A 17,015-nucleotide genomic window follows, 5' to 3' on the forward strand; every position below is an offset into this window, starting at 1 on the left:
CAGGAGAAGGTGCGGCAGAGCCAGTTTAATGAAGGTGTTCTCGCTGTCTAGCCTTTCAATGCATCAATCTTCAGCGGATGTACTACGGATTTCGCAGGCGTTAGCGTCATGTTCCAGGGATTCGGGGGCCGGATCACCCTCCTGGAGCTCCTCACCGAGCATGCGTTCGGCCGTGCCGCGGTGCAGCGCGGCGGACGCCGGATCGCCCAGCCGGTCGAGGGTGTCGGCCAGCCGCAGCTGCAGCGCCGCCTGCAGCCGTACGTCCTCCGCGCGGCGCGCCCACTCGACGGCCTCGTGACAGGTGAGCAGCGACTCCTCGGGGCGGCCCGCGTACTCCTGGACCCGGGCCAGCTCGCTCAACGCCCGTGCCTGGGCGGGCACATCACCGTTCTTGCGGTACCCGGCGACGGCCGCCCGCCAGTTCCGCAGGGCCTCGCCGTAGCGGCCCGCGTAGGTGTGCGCGGCGGCGATCCGGCCGTACAGCCGGGCGGCCTCCGCGCGCTCGTCCCGGGCCAGCCGCTGGGCCAGCGCGCGGCCGAACCAGTCGGCGGCCCGGTCGTAGTCGCCGAGCTCCTGGTGCGCGCACCCTACGGATTCCATCGCGCGCCCGGTCGCATACGGGTCATTTGCTTCGCGTCCGGCGTCCAGCGCGGCCCGATAGCGCGCCAGCGCCTCGGTCGTACGGCCCGTCTGCGCGTCCAGATCGGCGAGGTTCAGCAGCGCGGCGGCCTGCTCGCGGGGCAGATTCCGCCGCTCGGCCACGTCGAGGACGAGACTGTGGATGCCGTAGAGCTCGGGGGCGGCGGCCTGGGTGCCGAAGTGGGCGACCATCGCGCGCACCAGCTGGGACATCAACCGCCGCGCCAGCGTGTCGAGTTCGCCGTCGGCGACCGCGAGGCGGGCGGAGGCCAGCAGGGCGGGCTGGCGGACGCGCAGCCAGTCGGCGGCGGCCCGGGGGTTGGGGAAGCGCAGCGAGCTGGGCATGCCGAGGAGTTTTTCCTTGGCCTGGGGGCTGTCGGTCTCGGTGATGGCGCGGCAGGACTGGAGCAGCCGTACGGTCCGCTCCAGCATGCGGGCGCGGGCGAGCTGGAGTTCGGCCGGGCGGTCCTGGGTCTCGGCGAGGGCGTGCAGCAGGGGGTGAAGGCAGCCGGGGACCTCGTACTGCGGCAGCGGGGAGTCCAGGGCGCGCAGCAGGCCCGCGGTGACGAAGTCGTCCAGGGTGGCGCGGGCGCCGTTGACCGAGCAGCCGGCGAGCGCGGAGGCGGTCTGCGGGTCGACCAGGCCGGCCGGGGCGAGGGAGAGCAGTCGCAGTATCCGGGCGGCGGGGCTGGGCAGCGAGCCGTAGACGAGCCGGAAGACTCGGCTGAGCGCGGTGCCCTCGTCGCTCTCGGCGTGCAGGTGCTTGGCGAGGTCGGCGACGGCGGCCTGCGGGCGGGCGGCGAGCCAGCCGCCGGCCAGGGTCAGCGCGGCGGGCTGGGCCCGGCAGACCTCGACCAGGCCCTCGGCGGCGAGCGGGTCGACGGTGATGCGGACCGCGCCGGTGTAGCGGGTGAGCAGTTCCAGCGCGGACTTGGTGTCGAGGCCGCCCAGAGTGCACGGGCGGACGTCGGCGATGCCGGTGAGCGGGCCGCCGGAGACGGCGACGACCAGGCAGTCGGGCGTGTCCGGAAGGAGCGCGTCGACCTGTTCGGCGTCGGCCGCGTCGTCGAGCAGGAGCAGGGCCCGCCGGTCGGCGAGGGCGGCGCGCAGGATGTCCGAGAGGTCGTCCTCGGAGGCGCCGGCCGGGGTGGGCAGTTCCAGGGCGGTGAGCAGTTCGCGGGCGGTGCGTTCGGTGGGGACGGGGGTGCCGTCGGGTTCGCTGAGCCGGGCCCGGAGCACACCGTGGTCGTAACGGTCAGCGACCTGCCGGACGAGTTCCCCGGCGAGGGCACTGCGGCCGGAGCCGGGCTTGCCCGCGATGAGGAGGACACGCGCGCGGGGCGCCTTCCGGCCGGCGATGGTGTCCAGGCCCGCGCGCTCGATGTCGGCCCGCAGCTCCTTCAACTCTCTTGCGCGGCCCAGGAATTGACCCTCGGCAGAAGTGTCCTCGGACAGCTTCACGCCATCTGTGTCCACTGCCTGATCCGTCACGGGCCACACTCCCGTCCCACTGCACGCGCATAGCCCGCCGGGACTCCGGATCGGGTGATTCCAGAGCCTAGTTCACGCTCTGCGACGAACCGTGCGGAGCGCGGCGGGCACATCCCCCGATCGGATCAGCCGATGGTCACACCGGAAGACGCCGAAGGACGCCGAAAGGATGAGGCGTGGCTTCAGGGGAATTGCGGCTTCAGGACTCGAAGGGACGCGCGGGCCACGGCGCCTCGGCCGGGCGCAGCGCGTCGATGCCCTCGCCGTGCCGGGCGGCGACCAGGGAGAGGACGCCGACGACGAGGCAGTTGTTGTGCAGCTCGCCGGCGAGGACCCCGCGGACCAGGTCGTCGAGGGGCACGCGCGCGTGCTCCATGTCGGCCTCCTCGTCCTCGACCTCGAAGCGCTGTCCGTCGGCCTCGGAGAGATCGCGGGCGAGGAAGATGCGAATGGCCTCGTCGCAGCCGCCGGGCGTGGTGTAGACGTCGGTCAGCACCCGCCAGTCCTCGGCCTTGACGTGCGCCTCCTCGTACAGCTCGCGCTGGGCCGCGTGCAGCGGGTTCTCGCCGGGGATGTCGAGGAGTCCGGCCGGGATCTCCCACAGCTTCTGCCGCACGGGGTGGCGGTACTGCCGGATGAGCAGCACCCGGTCCTGCTCGTCGAGGGCGAGGACGCCCACGGAGCCGGGGTGGACCTGGTAGTCGCGGTGCACGACCGCGCCGCCGGGCATCACGACGTCGTCGGTGCGCACGGAGGTCTTGTTGCCGACGAAGGGGGTCGCGGTCGCCCGGACCTCCCACTCCTCCGGGGTGTCCTTGATGGTCATGCCCTGTCCTCCCGCGCACGTGCCTGCATTGCAAAGACCTGTATTACGACCTGTATTACGACCTGCATGACAAAAGAAACCGGGGTGCACACCTCTTGAAGGCGCGCACCCCGGTCACCGTACAACCCTCGTACTACTTGCCCGTCTTGCGTGCCACGGCCGCCTTGACCAGGCCCGCGAAGAGCGGGTGCGGCCGGGTCGGGCGGGAGCGCAGCTCCGGGTGGGCCTGCGTGGCGACGAGGTAGGGGTGCGCCTCGCGCGGGTACTCCACGTACTCCACGAGCTTGCCGTCCGGGGACGTGCCGGAGAACTGCAGCCCGGCCTTCTTCTCCAGCTCGGCGCGATAGGCGTTGTTGACCTCGTAGCGGTGGCGGTGGCGCTCCTCGACGTACTCCTTGCCGTCGTACACCTCGCGCACGATGGAGCCCTCGGCGAGCTTGGCGGGGTACATGCCCAGGCGCATGGTGCCGCCCATGTCGCCGTCGCCGGCGACGATGTCGAGCTGCTCGGCCATGGTGGAGATGACGGGGTGGCCGGTGGCCGCGTCGAACTCGGTGGAGTTGGCGTCCGCGATGCCGGCCAGGTTGCGCGCGGCCTCGATCACGATGCACTGGAGGCCGAGGCAGAGGCCGAGCAGCGGGATCTTGTGCTCGCGGGCGTACTGGATGGCGCCGACCTTGCCGGAGACACCGCGGTCGCCGAAGCCGCCGGGGATGCAGATCGCGTCGACGTCACCGAGCTGCTTGGCGGCGCCCGCCGGGGTCTTGCAGTCGTCCGAGGTGACCCACTTGATCTTCACCCGGGCCTTGTTGGCGAAGCCGCCGGCGCGCAGCGCCTCGGTGACCGAGAGGTAGGCGTCGGGCAGGTCGATGTACTTGCCGACCAGCGCGAGGTTGATCTCGTGCAGCGGGTTGTGGACGCGGTCGAGCAGGTCGTCCCAGGTCCGCCAGTCCACATCGCGGAACGGCAGGTCCAGCTTGCGGACGACATAGGCGTCCAGGCCCTCGCTGTGCACGGTCTTGGGGATGTCGTAGATCGAGCGGGCGTCGGGGCAGGCGACCACGGCGGCCTCGTCGACGTCGCACATCAGGGAGATCTTGCGCTTGATCGCGGTCGGCACCTCGCGGTCGGAGCGCAGCACGATCGCGTCCGGCTGGATACCGATGTTCCGCAGGGCCGCAACCGAGTGCTGGGTGGGCTTCGTCTTCAGCTCTCCCGAGGGGCCGATGTACGGCAGGAGCGAGATGTGGACCACGAACACGTTGTCCCGGCCGACCTCGTGGCGGACCTGGCGGACCGTCTCCAGGAAGGGCAGCGACTCGATGTCACCGACCGTGCCGCCGACCTCGGTGATGACGACGTCGACCTCGTCGGTCGCCATCCGCCGGATGCGGTGCTTGATCTCGTTGGTGATGTGCGGGATGACCTGCACGGTGTCGCCCAGGTACTCGCCGCGCCGCTCCTTGGCGATGACCGTCGAGTAGACCTGGCCGGTGGTGACGTTGGCGCTGCCGTCCAGGTCGCGGTCGAGGAAACGCTCGTAGTGGCCGATGTCGAGGTCGGTCTCGGCGCCGTCGTTGGTGACGAAGACCTCACCGTGCTGGAAGGGGTTCATCGTGCCGGGGTCGACGTTCAGATACGGGTCGAGCTTCTGCATCACGACGCGCAGGCCCCGGGCCTTGAGCAGCATGCCCAGGCTGGAGGCCGTCAGACCCTTGCCGAGCGAGGAGGCGACACCCCCGGTGACGAAGATGTGCTTGGTCGTCGTGGATTTGGGTGGCATGGCCAAGAGGGGGCTCCCGTGGTCGCGGTTCGAGTTGCGGTCGGGGGTTTTGTGCCCACCGGTCCACGGGCTACCAGGGTATCAGCGCCCGGACGAGATGGCTTCCGGCCACGCTCCGCACTCGCCTCGACACACTGGTGACTCGCGTCGACACAGACGCGCCCTGGTTACCTGCTTCTCACGTGCTGCTCACCCGTTCGGCCCAGGTCCGTTGGCGAGAGCGGCACACAGATCATCTACGTGCGTCGTATCCTGCTCGGACACTCGCTGCCGAGCCGGTCCGGAACACGGCACCACCCCCGCCCGTATATCCCGGAACAACGAGAGCTCGTCGGCCCGTTGGGCGACGACCCCCATTTGCTTCATGGCTCAACGACGCACTACAAACGATCCCTTGACCGCACACAGCGACCGCCCCCTTCTTGGTGGGGCGACGTGGCCGTTCGACTGGAGTTGCACGTGGCCGGGCGCATCGAAGATTACGCACTCATCGGAGACATGCAGACCGCTGCCCTGGTCTGCCGGGACGGCACGGTGGACTGGCTGTGCCTGCCCCGATTCGATTCCCATGCCATCTTCGCCGGTCTGCTCGGCACCGAGGAACACGGCTTCTGGCGGCTGGGCCCGGCCCACGCCGCCGACGCGCCGCCGCCCACCGCGGCCCGGCGCGGCTACCGAGGTGACTCGCTGATCCTGGAGTCCGAGTGGGACACCCCGCGAGGCACGGTCCGCGTGACCGATTTCATGCCCCCTCGTGACGGCGCCCCCCAGCTGATCCGCATCGTCGAGGGCATCTCCGGCCGCGTCCCGATGCGCTCGGCGCTCCGGATGCGTTTCTCCTACGGCCGGGTCGTCCCCTGGGTGCACAAGCACGAGGGCCGCACGGTCGCCGTCGCGGGCCCCGACTCGGTGTGGTTCGACACATCGGCGGAGACCTACGGCAAGCAGCTCACGACCTACGCCGACTTCACCGTCGCGCCGGGTGACCGCATCGCGTTCACCATCTCGTGGGAGCCCTCGCACAAGCAGCCCCCGGCCCTCCCCGAGCCGGAGCAGTCCCTGGTGGCGACCGAGGAGTTCTGGCGCGACTGGGTCGACCAGTGCACGTACCACGGCCCCTACCGCGAGGCCGTCGTCCGCTCCCTGATCACCCTCAAGGCCCTCACGTACGCCCCGACCGGCGGCATCGTCGCCGCGCCGACCACCTCCCTCCCGGAGGAGATCGGCGGCGTCCGCAACTGGGACTACCGCTACACCTGGCTCCGCGACGCGGCCATCACCCTCTCCTCCCTCCTGCGCACCGGCTACCGCGAGGAGGCCCGCGCCTGGCGCGAGTGGCTGCTGCGCGCGGTGGCCGGCGACCCGGAGAACCTGCAGATCATGTACGGCATCGCCGGCGAGCGCGAGCTCGGCGAGGCGGAGCTCGACTGGCTGCCCGGCTACGAGAACTCCGGCCCGGTCCGGGTCGGCAACGGCGCCGCGCACCAGCTCCAGCTCGACGTCTACGGCGAGGTCACCGAGGCCCTGCACCTGGCCCACATGACCGGCCTGGCCCGCAACGACTACGCCTCCCTCCTCCAGCTCAAGCTGATCCGCTACCTGGAGAAGCACTGGGACGAGCCCGACGAGGGCATCTGGGAGGTCCGCGGCCCGCGCCGCCACTTCGTGCACTCGAAGGTGATGGCCTGGGTCGCGGTCGACCGCACGATCAAGCTGATCGAGTCGGGCGACGCGGACGGCCCGCTGGAGCAGTGGCGCGAACTGCGCGACGACATCCACCGGGACGTGTGCGAGCGCGGCTACGACAAGGAGCGCAACACCTTCACGCAGTCGTACGGCTCGAAGGAGCTGGACGCCTCGCTGCTGCTCATCCCGCAGATGGGCTTCCTGCCTCCCGACGACAAGCGCGTCATCGGCACGATCGAGGCGATCCAGCGCGAACTGTCCACCCCGGACGGCTTCATCCTGCGCTACCCGACCTCGGGCGAGGACGAGGGCGTCGACGGCCTCCCCGGTGACGAGGGCGCGTTCCTGGCCTGTTCGTTCTGGATGGCGGACGACCTCGCGATGATCGGCCGGGTGGACGAGGCCCGTAAGCTGTTCGAGAAGCTGCTCTCGCTCCGCAACGACCTGGGTCTGCTGGCCGAGGAGTGGGACCCGCGCCTGCAACGCCAGGTCGGCAACTTCCCGCAGGCCTTCAGCCACGTCCCGCTGATCGACACGGCCCTGCGCCTCACGGCTTCGGGGGCCTACGGCGGCTGACACCGTCGCCGGGGTGATGAATCCGCGGACCACTTGACATCACTACCGGGAGAACCATGACCGTCAGCAAGAACATCAACAACCCCGTGGGCCAGGGCGGCGGCAAGCGCAAGAAGCAGTCCCGCGCCGAACGGCAGAACCACGGTCCGCACCGCAACCTCGACCGCCAGGGCGCGGCCGACCTGAAGGCGGAACTCGTGCGCAAGATGCGCGAGAAGGCGGCCGAGGCCGCCGGGCAGGCGGGCGACGACACCGCGAAGGGCTGACGCCCGGCCGGTCCTTACGGCTTGGTGACGTGCGGCGGCCCAGCGCGACCGCCGCACGTCACCCGCCTAGGCTGGAAGCCGACAAAAGCCCCTTTTCTGAAAGGGGGGCGGCCATGGCTTCCCTCTCGACGGCGAGCGCGGCTCTCACCGCGTTGCGCGAGGATCTGGTCGGCGACGTGTTCGCCCCGGGGGATCAGGGTTACGACGACGCCCGTGTCGTCTTCAACGCGATGATCGACCGGCGTCCCGCCGTGATCGCGCAGTGTGTGGACGAGGCGGATGTCGTACGGGCCGTACGCTTCGGGCGCGACCTGGACCTGCCGATCGCGGTGCGCGGCGGCGGCCACAGCGTCGCCGGCATGGCGCTGGGCGACGGGGCGCTCGTCGTGGACCTGCGCCATATGCGCGAGGTGACGGTCCATCCCGCGGCCCGGGCGGTACGGATCGCCGGCGGGGCCACCATGAGCGAACTGGACGGCGCGACCCAGGAGCACGGTCTCGCGACCACCGGCGGCCGGGTCTCCACGACCGGGGTCGGCGGCTTCGTCCTGGGCGGCGGCTCCGGCTGGCTGGACCGCGCCTTCGGCCTCTCCGTCGACAACCTGCTCGGCGTCGACCTGGTGACCGCCGACGCGACCGTGGTGCACGCGAGCGCCGAGGAGAACCCGGAGCTGTTCTGGGCCCTGCACGGCGGCGGCGGGAACTTCGGCATCGCCACCGCGCTGACCCTGAGACTGCACGAACTGCCCGAGTTCTCCGTCGCGTTGATGATGTACGACCCCGAGCACGGCCCTGACGTGGTCCGCACCTACCGCGAGATCATCGAGAACGGCCCGCAGGAGGCGAGCGGCGGAGTCATCTATCTCACCGGCCCGCCCGAGGAGTTCGTGCCCGAGCACCTGGTCGGCACGCGACTGTGTGGCGCTCTCATCACCTACGCCGGGGCGGAGGAGGACCTGCGCAAGCTGGCCCAGCCGCTGCTGGCGCTGCCGCACGAGATCGAGATCGTCACCGCGCTGCCGTACACCCACTTCCAGACGATGCTCGACGACCCGCCGAACCTGCGGAACTACTGGTCGGCCGAGTATCTGACCGGCGCGCCCGACGAGTTCACGGATGTCTTCTGCGCGCTCGGGGAGAGCATGCCGGTCCCCACCGGCACCCAGCACGTGCTGTTCCCGCTGGGCGGCGCCATCGCCTCCGGGCCCACCGAGTTCCCGGTGCCCTATCGGGACGCGCCCTGGGCCGTGCACCCCTTCGGCATCTGGGAGGACCCGGCCGACGACGAACGCTGCATCGCCTGGGTCAAGGACGTCCGCGCCCGGGTCCAGCCCTGGAGCACCGGAGCGGTCTACCTCAACTTCGTCGGCGACGAGGGCACGGACCGCGTGACGGCGGGCCTGGGCGCCGAGAACACCCGGCGGCTCGCGGCCGTGAAGCGGGAGTACGACCCCGACAACGTTTTCCGCTTCAACCACAACATCGCGCCTGCCTAGCCCGAGGTGTGCGGAGGGCATCCGCGCAGGTAGCGTCCGCTGCATGGACAGCCGTACGGACAGCACATTCGACAGCCAGGGTGCCGGGATCACCGTTCAGCGGGCGCTGGAGCTGCCCGGGCTGCGCAGCGGGCTGCCGGAGATCCTGGCGGGCGCGGACCGGCTGCAGCGGACCGTGCGCTGGGTGCACGCGGGCGAGGTCCCGAACATCGCCTCCCTCCTCAAGGGCGGCGAACTCCTCCTGACCACGGGCTACGGCCTCGGCACGCGCCCGGCGGAGCAGCGCGCCTTCGTCCGCACCCTGGCCGAGCGGGGCATCGCGGCCCTGGTCGTCGAACTCGGCCCGCGGTTCACCCGCCTCCCCGCCACCCTCGTCGAGACGGCCCGGGCGACCGGACTCCCGCTGGTCCAGCTGCACCGCGAGGTGCCGTTCGTGGCAGTCACCGAGGAGATCCACACCGAGATCGTCAACGGCCACTACGCGCTCCTCCAGCAGGCCGAGGAGGTCCACCGCCGCTGCACGCAGGCCCTGCTGGGCGGCGGTGGAATCCCCCAAGTCCTGGGCATCCTGGCCGACTTCAGCGGCAACCCGGTCTTCCTGGAGACCCCGGACGGCCAACTCCTCTACGCCGCCGGGTCCGGACCCGAGGGCGCCGACCCGCTCCAGGTGTGGGAGGGGCTGCGCGGCCAGCACAAGGACGCCTCGCCGTCCGCCGGTTCGGTGCTGGTGGACGTGCCCGGGGGCGGTCCCGGCACGGGTTCGGTCCGCGCGCGGATCGTCCTCCTCCCGGTCCGCGCTCCCCTCGCCCCCGTGCACCGCATCGCCGCCGAACGGGCCGCCGGCATCCTCGCCGTGGTCCTGATGCAGGCCCGCCAGGAGGAGGAGCTGGCGGCCCGCGGACGCGGCGATTTCCTCACCGACCTCGCCGAGGGCCGTATCGCCGCCGAGGACGCCCCGGCCCAGGCCCGCGTGCTCGGCTTCAAGCCCGGCACCAGCCCGCTGCTGCCCGTGGTGATGCGGCTGGGCGACGCGCTGACCGCACCCGGCGGCGGCTGGGCGGTCCTGGCCCGCGCGGTCGCGGAAGAGCTGGCCTCGGTGGGAGTCCCGGTCCTGCTGGGCGTACGACCGGTCGAGGGCCGGGTCCCCCTTCTCCTCGGCCTGCGCTCGGAGTCGGAACGGTCGGCGGTCGCGGACCGGGTCGCGGCGGCGCTGCGGGCGGGCGTGGAGCGGGCCGGGATGCAACGCCCGGGCGCGCAGCCGCCGATCGTGGTCGTCGGGGTGGCCGGCGGCTGGGCGGCGGCGTCGGCGGGGCTGCGGCACGCGGCCGAGACGGCGACGGCGGCCCAGGGCCTGTCCGACCGCCCCTGGTACGACGCCCGGCGCCTGGACATCGAGCTGCTGCTGTGGCGACTGCGCGACCACCCCGACCTGGCGGCCTTCGTGGACCGCGCGATCGGCCCGCTCCGCGACCACGACAACCGCTCGAAACCGCCCCTGCTGCCCACGCTGGAAACGTACTTGGCGCACGCGGGCCGCAAGGCGGAGACCGCCCGCGAACTGCACCTCAACCGGCAGACCCTCTACAACAGGCTCGCCCGCATCGGCGAGTTGCTGGGCACGGACCTCGAAGACCCCCAGACGGTACTGGCGTTGAGCCTCGCACTGCGAGCGCGCAGGCTGGTGCCCTGAGTCCGCGGGCCGCTACGAGTTCTTCGCCGCCCGGGCCCGATGGGCCGCGACCGTCGTCCGGCTCGCGCACGCGTTGGAGCAGAACCGTCGGGTCCGGTTCCGTGACTGGTCCACGAAGTAGTTGCCGCATCCGGCCGCGGCGCAGCGCCCCAGCGTCACCGCCGGATCCCCGGCCGCGACCAGGGCGAGCTGGGCGGCGATCAGCTGACCGGCCCAGCGCTGGGCCGGAGTGCCGTTGCGGCTGAAATGGATGTGCCAGCCGCCGTCGTGGTCGGACAGGTGCATCTCGGGCGGATAGTCGCGCAGCAGGCGGTGCACGGCCTTGGGGGCGGCGCCGTCGACCGACTCCGCCAGGGCCGTGCGCACGAGGTCCGGCAGCTCGCCGTAATCGCCACCCGGCGGCGAAGTGACCTCGTGTTCCGTGAAGAACGCGGCGACCAGTTCGCCTTGTTCGTCGAGGGTCCCGGTATTGGCCAGCTCCACGGCCAGCCGCGTCACGTTCCCGATGTAGTCACCGTAGAGCACTTGACCACCTACGTCGCCGCTTCCTAATGTAGGCGTCATGTTACCCGATGACACCTACACGGCCCGCCGCCTGTTTCTGCTCGGGGAGTGGGACGCCGCGCTCGCCGTCCTGGGCCCGGACACCGAACCCGAACTGCGCGCGGAGATCGCCGTAGACCGCTGGTTCTTCCGGATCGAGGGGCACGAGGAGGCCGAGAAGGCGGTCGAGGCGCTCGATCCCGCGTCGCCGACCCGTCACCTGCTCACGGGCCGACTGGCCTACAGCCGCCTGCTGTTCCGGCGCGACCCCCGCGCGGACGACCGCGCCACGGCCGAGGCCGGCTACCGCGCGGCCGCCGAGAGCGGCGACGAGAAGCAGCGCGCCTGGGCCGAGTACCACCGGGCGGTCCTGCTGGACAACATCGACGAGGACGCGGCCGGGGCCGTCCCGCTCTACGAGTCGGCTCTCACGATCGCGACGAAGACCGGTGACGGCCTCTTCGAGTCCTACATCATCCGCCACCTCGCACCGCACAAGGAGCCCGCCGTGCGGATCGCGATGCTACGCCGCTCACTTCATCTGCGCGCCGCGCTCGGAGCCCGGCCCCAGACGGTCGCCTCGCAGGCCCTCCTCGCCGACAGCCTCCCCGAGGACGACCCGGAGCGCGCCGAGTTGATGCGCACCTTCCGTCCGGGCGCGGAAGAACTACGCATCGGCTGGCTGCTGTCGGAGAACTGATCCGCCGGGCCCGGACGCTCCGCTCAGGTCAACGGCAGCGGCTGGGTCAACTCGTCGTAGACACTCAGCACTTGGGCGACGGTCTCGTCCTCGGTGGGCCAGGTGGACGCCTGCCGGACGCCCTTCTCCCGGAGCAGTTCCCGGCGTTCGGGGTCGCGGAGCAGGCGGGTGACCGCGTCGGAGAGGGCCTTGGCATCGCCGTAGGGCACGAGTTCGGCGGCGTCGCCGACGAGTTCGGGGATGCCGCCGACGGCGGTGGCGACGAGCGGGACGCGCGCGTGGAGGGCCTCCTGCGCGATCACCGAGCGGGACTCCCAACTGCTGGGCAGGAGTGCGAGGTCGGCGGCGGCGAGCAGTTCACCCACGTCGTCGCGGCGCCCGATGAGCCGGACCGGAAGTTCCTCGTCCTCGATCCGCCGCTGCAACTCGGCCCGCAGCGGCCCCTCCCCCGCGATCACGAGCAGCGGGGTCGGATCGTGGCGGCACCAGCCGCGCGAGGCGTCCAGGAGGGTGTCGTAGCCGCGCTGCCGGTCGAGCGAGCCGACGGCGACGAGCAACGGGCGGTCGGCGGTGCCGAGTTCGGCGCGGAGCTTGGGGCGCAGCCGGTCGGGATCCTCGTGCTCGACGGCCTTGCGCGGCCCCGGCAGCGCGACGGCGGCGAGCCGCGCGTCCCGGGCGCCGGTCCGCCGCGCCCGGTCGACGAGATCGGACGTGGCCCCCAGCACGACGACCGCAGCCTTCACGACCCGCCGCTCCAGAAGCCGCAGCAGATGGGCGCGCGCCCCTTCGACTTGGGCGCGGTCGTGCCAGGTGACCACGAGGGGCGTACGACGGCCGCTGAGCGCGAGGACGGCGCGGAAGGAGGCGTGCAGTCCGTGCGCGTGCACCAGGTCGGCGTCGGCGCAGGCGGCTCGCAGCGCGGCCACGGAGGACGGGTCGCTGCTGCGCGGGACGTACACGTGTTCGGCGCCGGCACCCGTGAAGTCGTAGGTGTGATCGGCCTCGACGGGGGCGCACACCGTGACCCGCACGCCCCGCGCGACGAGCCCGGAGGCCAGGGAGCGCACATGCGCGCTGCTGGCGGCGTTGCCCCCGCCGAGCACCTGCACGGTGCGCAGCGGCGACTGGCCGTGCGGTGAGTGGCTGCTCACGGGGGTCACGTGGCCGGGGCTCCTGGTTCGGCGACGGGCGGTCACGAAGAAAGTACAGAAGGATCGTGCGGTGGGGGTGTACCGCACGCTTCCTACGCGTTCCAACTCAAGGATGCCAGTACGTACGGGTGTTCCGACAACGCGGAAAAGCCCGGAGGCCGAACGAAAGGGCAACACGGGCGGGGATGTCACCCGTACGAGTGAGGAGCGCGTACCTCCTGAACGACGAACCCGCCCTAGCCGTCCGCCCTCGCCGTCGCCAGCAGCTCCTCCGCGTGGGCACGGGCCGTCTCCGAGTCCTCCTGGCCGGCCAGCATCCGGGACAACTCCCGTACCCGTTCCTCGCCTTCGAGGACCTTCACGCCGGAACGGGTCACGGACCCGTCGTTGGTCTTCTCCACCAGCAGCTGCCGGTCGGCGAAGGCCGCCACCTGGGGCAGGTGCGTGACGACCACGACCTGTGCGGTCTTCGCGAGCTTCGCGAGCCGCCGCCCGATCTCGACCGCCGCCTTGCCGCCGACACCGGCGTCGACCTCGTCGAAGAGATACGTCGGCACGGGGTCCGTCCCCGCGAACACGACCTCCACGGCCAGCATCACGCGCGACAGCTCACCGCCGGACGCGCCCTTGGCGATGGGCCGCGGCGGAGCACCGGGATGCGGGGCGAGCAGCAGCTCGACCTCGTCGACGCCCGAAGGACCGTAGGCGACCGCGCGCCCGCCGACCTCCACGCCCTCCGGGTCCTCGGTCTGCCGGATCTCGAACGACACGCGCGCGTGCGGCATCGCGAGGGACGCCAGCTCGGCGGTGACGGCCGCGGCGAACCGCTCGGCGGCCTCCGTCCGCGCGTCGGTCAACGCCTGCGCCAGGCCGCCCAGTTCGGCCCGCAACGCGTCCCGCTCGGCGGTCAGCTCGTCGATCCGCTCGTCGTCGCCGTCGAGTTCGGTCAGCCGCGCGGCCCCCTGCTCGGCGTACGCGAGCACGGCCGCGATGTCCTTGCCGTACTTCCGCGTGAGCGCGTTGAGGGCGGCCCGCCGCTCCTCCACCGCGGCCAGCCGCAGCGGATCGGCGTCCAGGTCGTCGGCGTAGCCCGCCAGCTCCCCCGCCACATCGCCCAGCAGGATGCCGATCTCACCGATCCGGTCGGTGAGCGAGGCCAGCGCCGAGTCGTGCGACCGTACGGCCTCCAGGGCCCGCTGCGCACCCGCGACGAGGGTCGCCGCGTCGATGCCCTCCGGGTCCTCGGGGTTGCCGGCCAGCGCGGCATGAGCGACCGTCGCGGCCGACGCCAGCGCCTCCGCGTGCCCGAGCCGCTCGGCCTCGGCGGCGAGTTCCACGTCCTCCCCGGCCCGCGGCTCCACGCCCGCGATCTCGTCGAGGCCGTAGCGCAGCATGTCGGCTTCCTGGGCCCGCTCCCGCGCGCGCGTGGTGATCTCGTCCAGCTCGACGGCGACCGCCCGCAGCCGCCGGTAAGCCTCCGCGTACTTGGCCAGCGGCCCGGTGACGGCGTCCCCGGCGTACCTGTCGAGCGCCTGCCGCTGCCGGGACTGCTTCAACAGCCCCTGCTGGTCGGTCTGCCCGTGCACGGCGACCAGCTCGTCGGCCAGCTCCGCGAGCACGCCCACCGGCACGGAACGCCCGCCCAGGTGCGCCCGGGACCGCCCCTCGGCGGAAACGGTACGGCTGATGAGCAGCGTCCCGTCCTCCAGCTCGGCCCCGGCCTCCTCGGCGCGCAGCACGGCGGAGCCGCCCGGAGGGACGGAGATCCGCCCCTCCACGACCGCGTTCTTCGCCCCGATCCGCACCAGCGCCGGGTCCGCCCGCCCACCGAGCAACAACCCGAGACTGGTGACGACCATGGTCTTGCCCGCACCCGTCTCACCCGTGACAGCGGTGAACCCCGGCGACAGCTCGACGACAGCGTCGTCGATGACTCCGAGCGACCGTATCCGCATCTCTTCCAGCACGGTGAAGACCTTACGAGGTAGGGCGGGAGAAGCGCGAGGCACCCTGTCACCCGGGGGAGGGAAGCGCCCCAAAGGGGCGCGGGGCTGTATCGATTTGCGGCTCCGCCGCGTGGGCGCGCTCAGCCCCCACTCAGCCGCGCTTAGTGAGGAGCCCCCCGCCACCCCGAAACAGGCAACGCGAACTTCGCAACAAGCCGATCCGTGAACGACGCATGGTGCAGCCGAGCAAGCCGCACAGGCACAGCCCCCCTGCGCACCTCAACCCGAGCCCCAGCAGGCAGTTCCACAGTCCGCCGCCCGTCACACCACAACACCCCCGGAGGAATGTGCGGCAACACTTCGACGGCCAGCACAGAATCCGGCGAGGTCACCAACGGCTTCGCGAACAGCGCGTGCGCACTGATCGGCACCATCAACAACGCCTCCACCTCGGGCCACACCACAGGCCCACCGGCAGAGAAGGCGTAAGCGGTCGACCCGGTAGGCGTCGCACAAACGATCCCATCGCACCCGAACCCCGTCACCGGGCGCCCGTCGATCTCCAGCACGACTTCCAGCAGTTTCTCGGCGCCGGCCTTCTGCACCGCCGCCTCGTTCAAAGCCCAGTCCGTGTGCACGATGTTGCCGTTCTTGTGCACGACGACATCGACGGTCATCCGCTCCTCGACCTCGTAGGCCCGGGTGACCACCCGGTCCACGACCTTGTCGAGATCGTCCCGCTCGGCCTCCGCGAGGAATCCCACGCTGCCGAGGTTGACGCCGAGCATCGGCACCCCGGACGCGCGTGCGAACTCCGCGCCGCGCAGCAGCGTGCCGTCGCCGCCGAGGACGATGAGCAGTTCGCAGCCCTCGAGGCACTGCGGGGTGGCCTCGGTGACCGTCTCCACCTCGTCGGGCAACGGCAGGTCGCGTGCCTCGTACTCCAGGACCCGCACTCCGATGCCGGACTGCAACAACCCCTTGACGACCAGTTCGGCACTCCGGATCGCCGCGGGGCGACCCGTGTGCGCGAGGAGGAAAACAGTACGAGCTCGGTTCTGTGTCAACGCGGCCCCTCCGCCACTGCACGGTCAACATCGGCCGGGTCCAGTTCGGGTGCGCCGGCCCGCAGCCACAGAAAGTACTCGACATTCCCGGACGGCCCGGGCAGTGGGCTGGCGGTCACGCCCTGCACCCCGAGCCCCGACTCGGCCGCCCGCCGGGCGACTCCGCGCACGGCCTCGGCCCGTAGTTCCGGGCTGCGTACGACACCGCCGCTCCCCAGCCTTTCCTTCCCCACCTCGAACTGCGGCTTGACCATCATCACCAGGTCCGCGTCCGGCTTCGTGCACCGCGCCAGGGCGGGCAGCACCAGTCCGAGCGGGATGAAGGACAGATCCCCCACGACAAGATCCACAGGCTCCCCATCGATCGCTTCAAGCGTCAACTCGCGTACGTTCGTACGGTCCTTGACGGTGACGCGTTCATCGCTCTGCAGAGACCACGCGAGTTGTCCGTACCCGACGTCGACCGCCACGACCTGCGCGGCCCCGGCCCGCAGCAGGACATCGGTGAAGCCTCCGGTGGACGCGCCGGCGTCCAGCGCCCGCCGCCCCTCGATCACGAGCCCCTGGGGCACGAAGACCTCCAGGGCGCCCGCGAGCTTGTGGCCGCCCCGCGACACGTAGTCGGGGTCGTCGTCATCCGCCACGACGACGATGGCCGCCGCCGTCTCCACCTGGGTGGCGGGCTTGGTCGCGACCGTCTTGCCGACGGTGACCCGCCCTGCGGCGATCAACTGGCTCGCGTGCTCCCGCGAGCGCGCGAGCTTCCGCCGCACCAGCTCGGCGTCGAGACGTCGGCGTGCCACTCCTGCCACGTTCGGTTCAGCTCCTATTGCCGTACGACGAAGGGGGCGCCGGAGGTCCCGGGCGGGCGTCGAGCGCGGTGAGCGCGTCGCGCAGCCCCCGATGTACATCCTCGTACACCTCGACATGGCCGTCCGTGGCGAGGTGGTCGGTGTCGGCGAGGCGCCCCAGCTGGGCGTCGACGTCGGCGTTGCCGCTCGGGGTGCGGTCCACGTTCAGCGGGGCGGGGGCGGCGGGGTCGTACGTGGGCTCCGCCTCGGGTACTGCCTCCGCCTCGGGTACGGCCTGGGCCTCGGGAACTGAGTCGCTCATGCCCAGACGCTACCCCGCCGGCCTGGGGTACCGTCGATCACG

The 17,015-nt window shown here is 71.6% G+C and carries 14 protein-coding genes; 5 read left to right on the plus strand and 9 right to left on the minus strand.

Annotated elements, in window-relative coordinates; translation table 11 throughout:
* Positions 1 to 63: 63 nt before the first annotated feature.
* The 3 genes from JHN45_RS08260 to JHN45_RS08270 form a co-directional block, all read right to left on the minus strand.
* Entirely contained in the window at positions 64 to 2,130 is a 2,067-nt protein-coding gene (locus JHN45_RS08260) for a tetratricopeptide repeat protein (RefSeq protein WP_201048571.1), read from the minus strand.
* Between the two features lie 199 nt (positions 2,131 to 2,329).
* Entirely contained in the window at positions 2,330 to 2,956 is a 627-nt protein-coding gene (locus JHN45_RS08265; protein WP_201048572.1) for an NUDIX hydrolase, read from the minus strand.
* Between the two features lie 133 nt (positions 2,957 to 3,089).
* On the minus strand, positions 3,090 to 4,739 hold the full coding sequence (locus JHN45_RS08270) for a CTP synthase (protein ID WP_200712105.1): 1,650 nt from the start codon (positions 4,737 to 4,739) through the stop codon (positions 3,090 to 3,092).
* A gap of 459 nt (positions 4,740 to 5,198) precedes the next feature.
* Here JHN45_RS08270 and JHN45_RS08275 point away from each other — a divergent pair, with 459 nt between their 5' ends.
* The 4 genes from JHN45_RS08275 to JHN45_RS08290 all read left to right on the plus strand — a co-directional run bounded on the left by JHN45_RS08275 (position 5,199) and on the right by JHN45_RS08290 (position 10,453).
* Positions 5,199 to 7,001 carry a glycoside hydrolase family 15 protein gene (locus tag JHN45_RS08275; RefSeq protein WP_200712120.1) on the plus strand — a complete coding sequence of 601 codons (1,803 nt, stop codon included), beginning with the start codon at positions 5,199 to 5,201 and terminating at the stop codon, positions 6,999 to 7,001.
* Between the two features lie 56 nt (positions 7,002 to 7,057).
* On the plus strand, positions 7,058 to 7,267 hold the full coding sequence (locus JHN45_RS08280; protein ID WP_200712106.1) for a DUF6243 family protein: 210 nt from the start codon (positions 7,058 to 7,060) through the stop codon (positions 7,265 to 7,267).
* A gap of 113 nt (positions 7,268 to 7,380) precedes the next feature.
* Positions 7,381 to 8,763, plus strand: coding sequence for an FAD-binding oxidoreductase (locus tag JHN45_RS08285; protein WP_200712107.1), 1,383 nt, complete (start codon positions 7,381 to 7,383; stop codon positions 8,761 to 8,763).
* Positions 8,764 to 8,806: 43 nt separating this feature from the next.
* On the plus strand, positions 8,807 to 10,453 hold the full coding sequence (locus JHN45_RS08290) for a PucR family transcriptional regulator (protein ID WP_200712108.1): 1,647 nt from the start codon (positions 8,807 to 8,809) through the stop codon (positions 10,451 to 10,453).
* Between the two features lie 12 nt (positions 10,454 to 10,465).
* Here JHN45_RS08290 and JHN45_RS54335 read toward each other — a convergent pair whose 3' ends face one another.
* Positions 10,466 to 10,978 (minus strand): CGNR zinc finger domain-containing protein, encoded by a 513-nt coding sequence (locus JHN45_RS54335; protein WP_200712109.1) that lies wholly within the window; start codon positions 10,976 to 10,978, stop codon positions 10,466 to 10,468.
* Positions 10,979 to 11,015: 37 nt separating this feature from the next.
* On the opposite strand from JHN45_RS54335, the gene JHN45_RS08300 reads away from it, so the two are divergent.
* Complete coding sequence (locus JHN45_RS08300) at positions 11,016 to 11,696, plus strand: hypothetical protein (protein ID WP_236583484.1); 681 nt, start codon at positions 11,016 to 11,018, stop codon at positions 11,694 to 11,696.
* Between the two features lie 23 nt (positions 11,697 to 11,719).
* On the opposite strand, the gene JHN45_RS08305 is transcribed toward JHN45_RS08300, so the two are convergent.
* The 5 genes from JHN45_RS08305 to JHN45_RS08325 all read right to left on the minus strand — a co-directional run bounded on the left by JHN45_RS08305 (position 11,720) and on the right by JHN45_RS08325 (position 16,973).
* Positions 11,720 to 12,856: a glycosyltransferase family 4 protein gene (locus JHN45_RS08305; protein ID WP_201048573.1), complete on the minus strand. Its 1,137-nt coding sequence runs from the start codon at positions 12,854 to 12,856 to the stop codon at positions 11,720 to 11,722.
* Between the two features lie 227 nt (positions 12,857 to 13,083).
* Complete coding sequence (gene recN / locus JHN45_RS08310; protein WP_200712122.1) at positions 13,084 to 14,802, minus strand: DNA repair protein RecN; 1,719 nt, start codon at positions 14,800 to 14,802, stop codon at positions 13,084 to 13,086.
* Positions 14,803 to 14,954: 152 nt separating this feature from the next.
* Positions 14,955 to 15,860, minus strand: a complete 906-nt coding sequence (locus tag JHN45_RS08315; protein ID WP_026179466.1) for an NAD kinase — start codon at positions 15,858 to 15,860, stop codon at positions 14,955 to 14,957.
* Complete coding sequence (locus tag JHN45_RS08320) at positions 15,857 to 16,672, minus strand: TlyA family RNA methyltransferase (protein ID WP_200712111.1); 816 nt, start codon at positions 16,670 to 16,672, stop codon at positions 15,857 to 15,859. Before JHN45_RS08320 ends, JHN45_RS08315 begins: the two co-directional genes overlap by 4 nt.
* 7 nt (positions 16,673 to 16,679) lie before the next feature.
* Entirely contained in the window at positions 16,680 to 16,973 is a 294-nt protein-coding gene (locus JHN45_RS08325; RefSeq protein WP_200712112.1) for a hypothetical protein, read from the minus strand.
* Between the last annotated feature and the right edge of the window lie 42 nt (positions 16,974 to 17,015).

It is taken from the genome of Streptomyces sp. MBT53, assembly GCF_016654115.1.
In the GTDB taxonomy this organism is placed as follows: Bacteria; Actinomycetota; Actinomycetes; order Streptomycetales; family Streptomycetaceae; genus Streptomyces.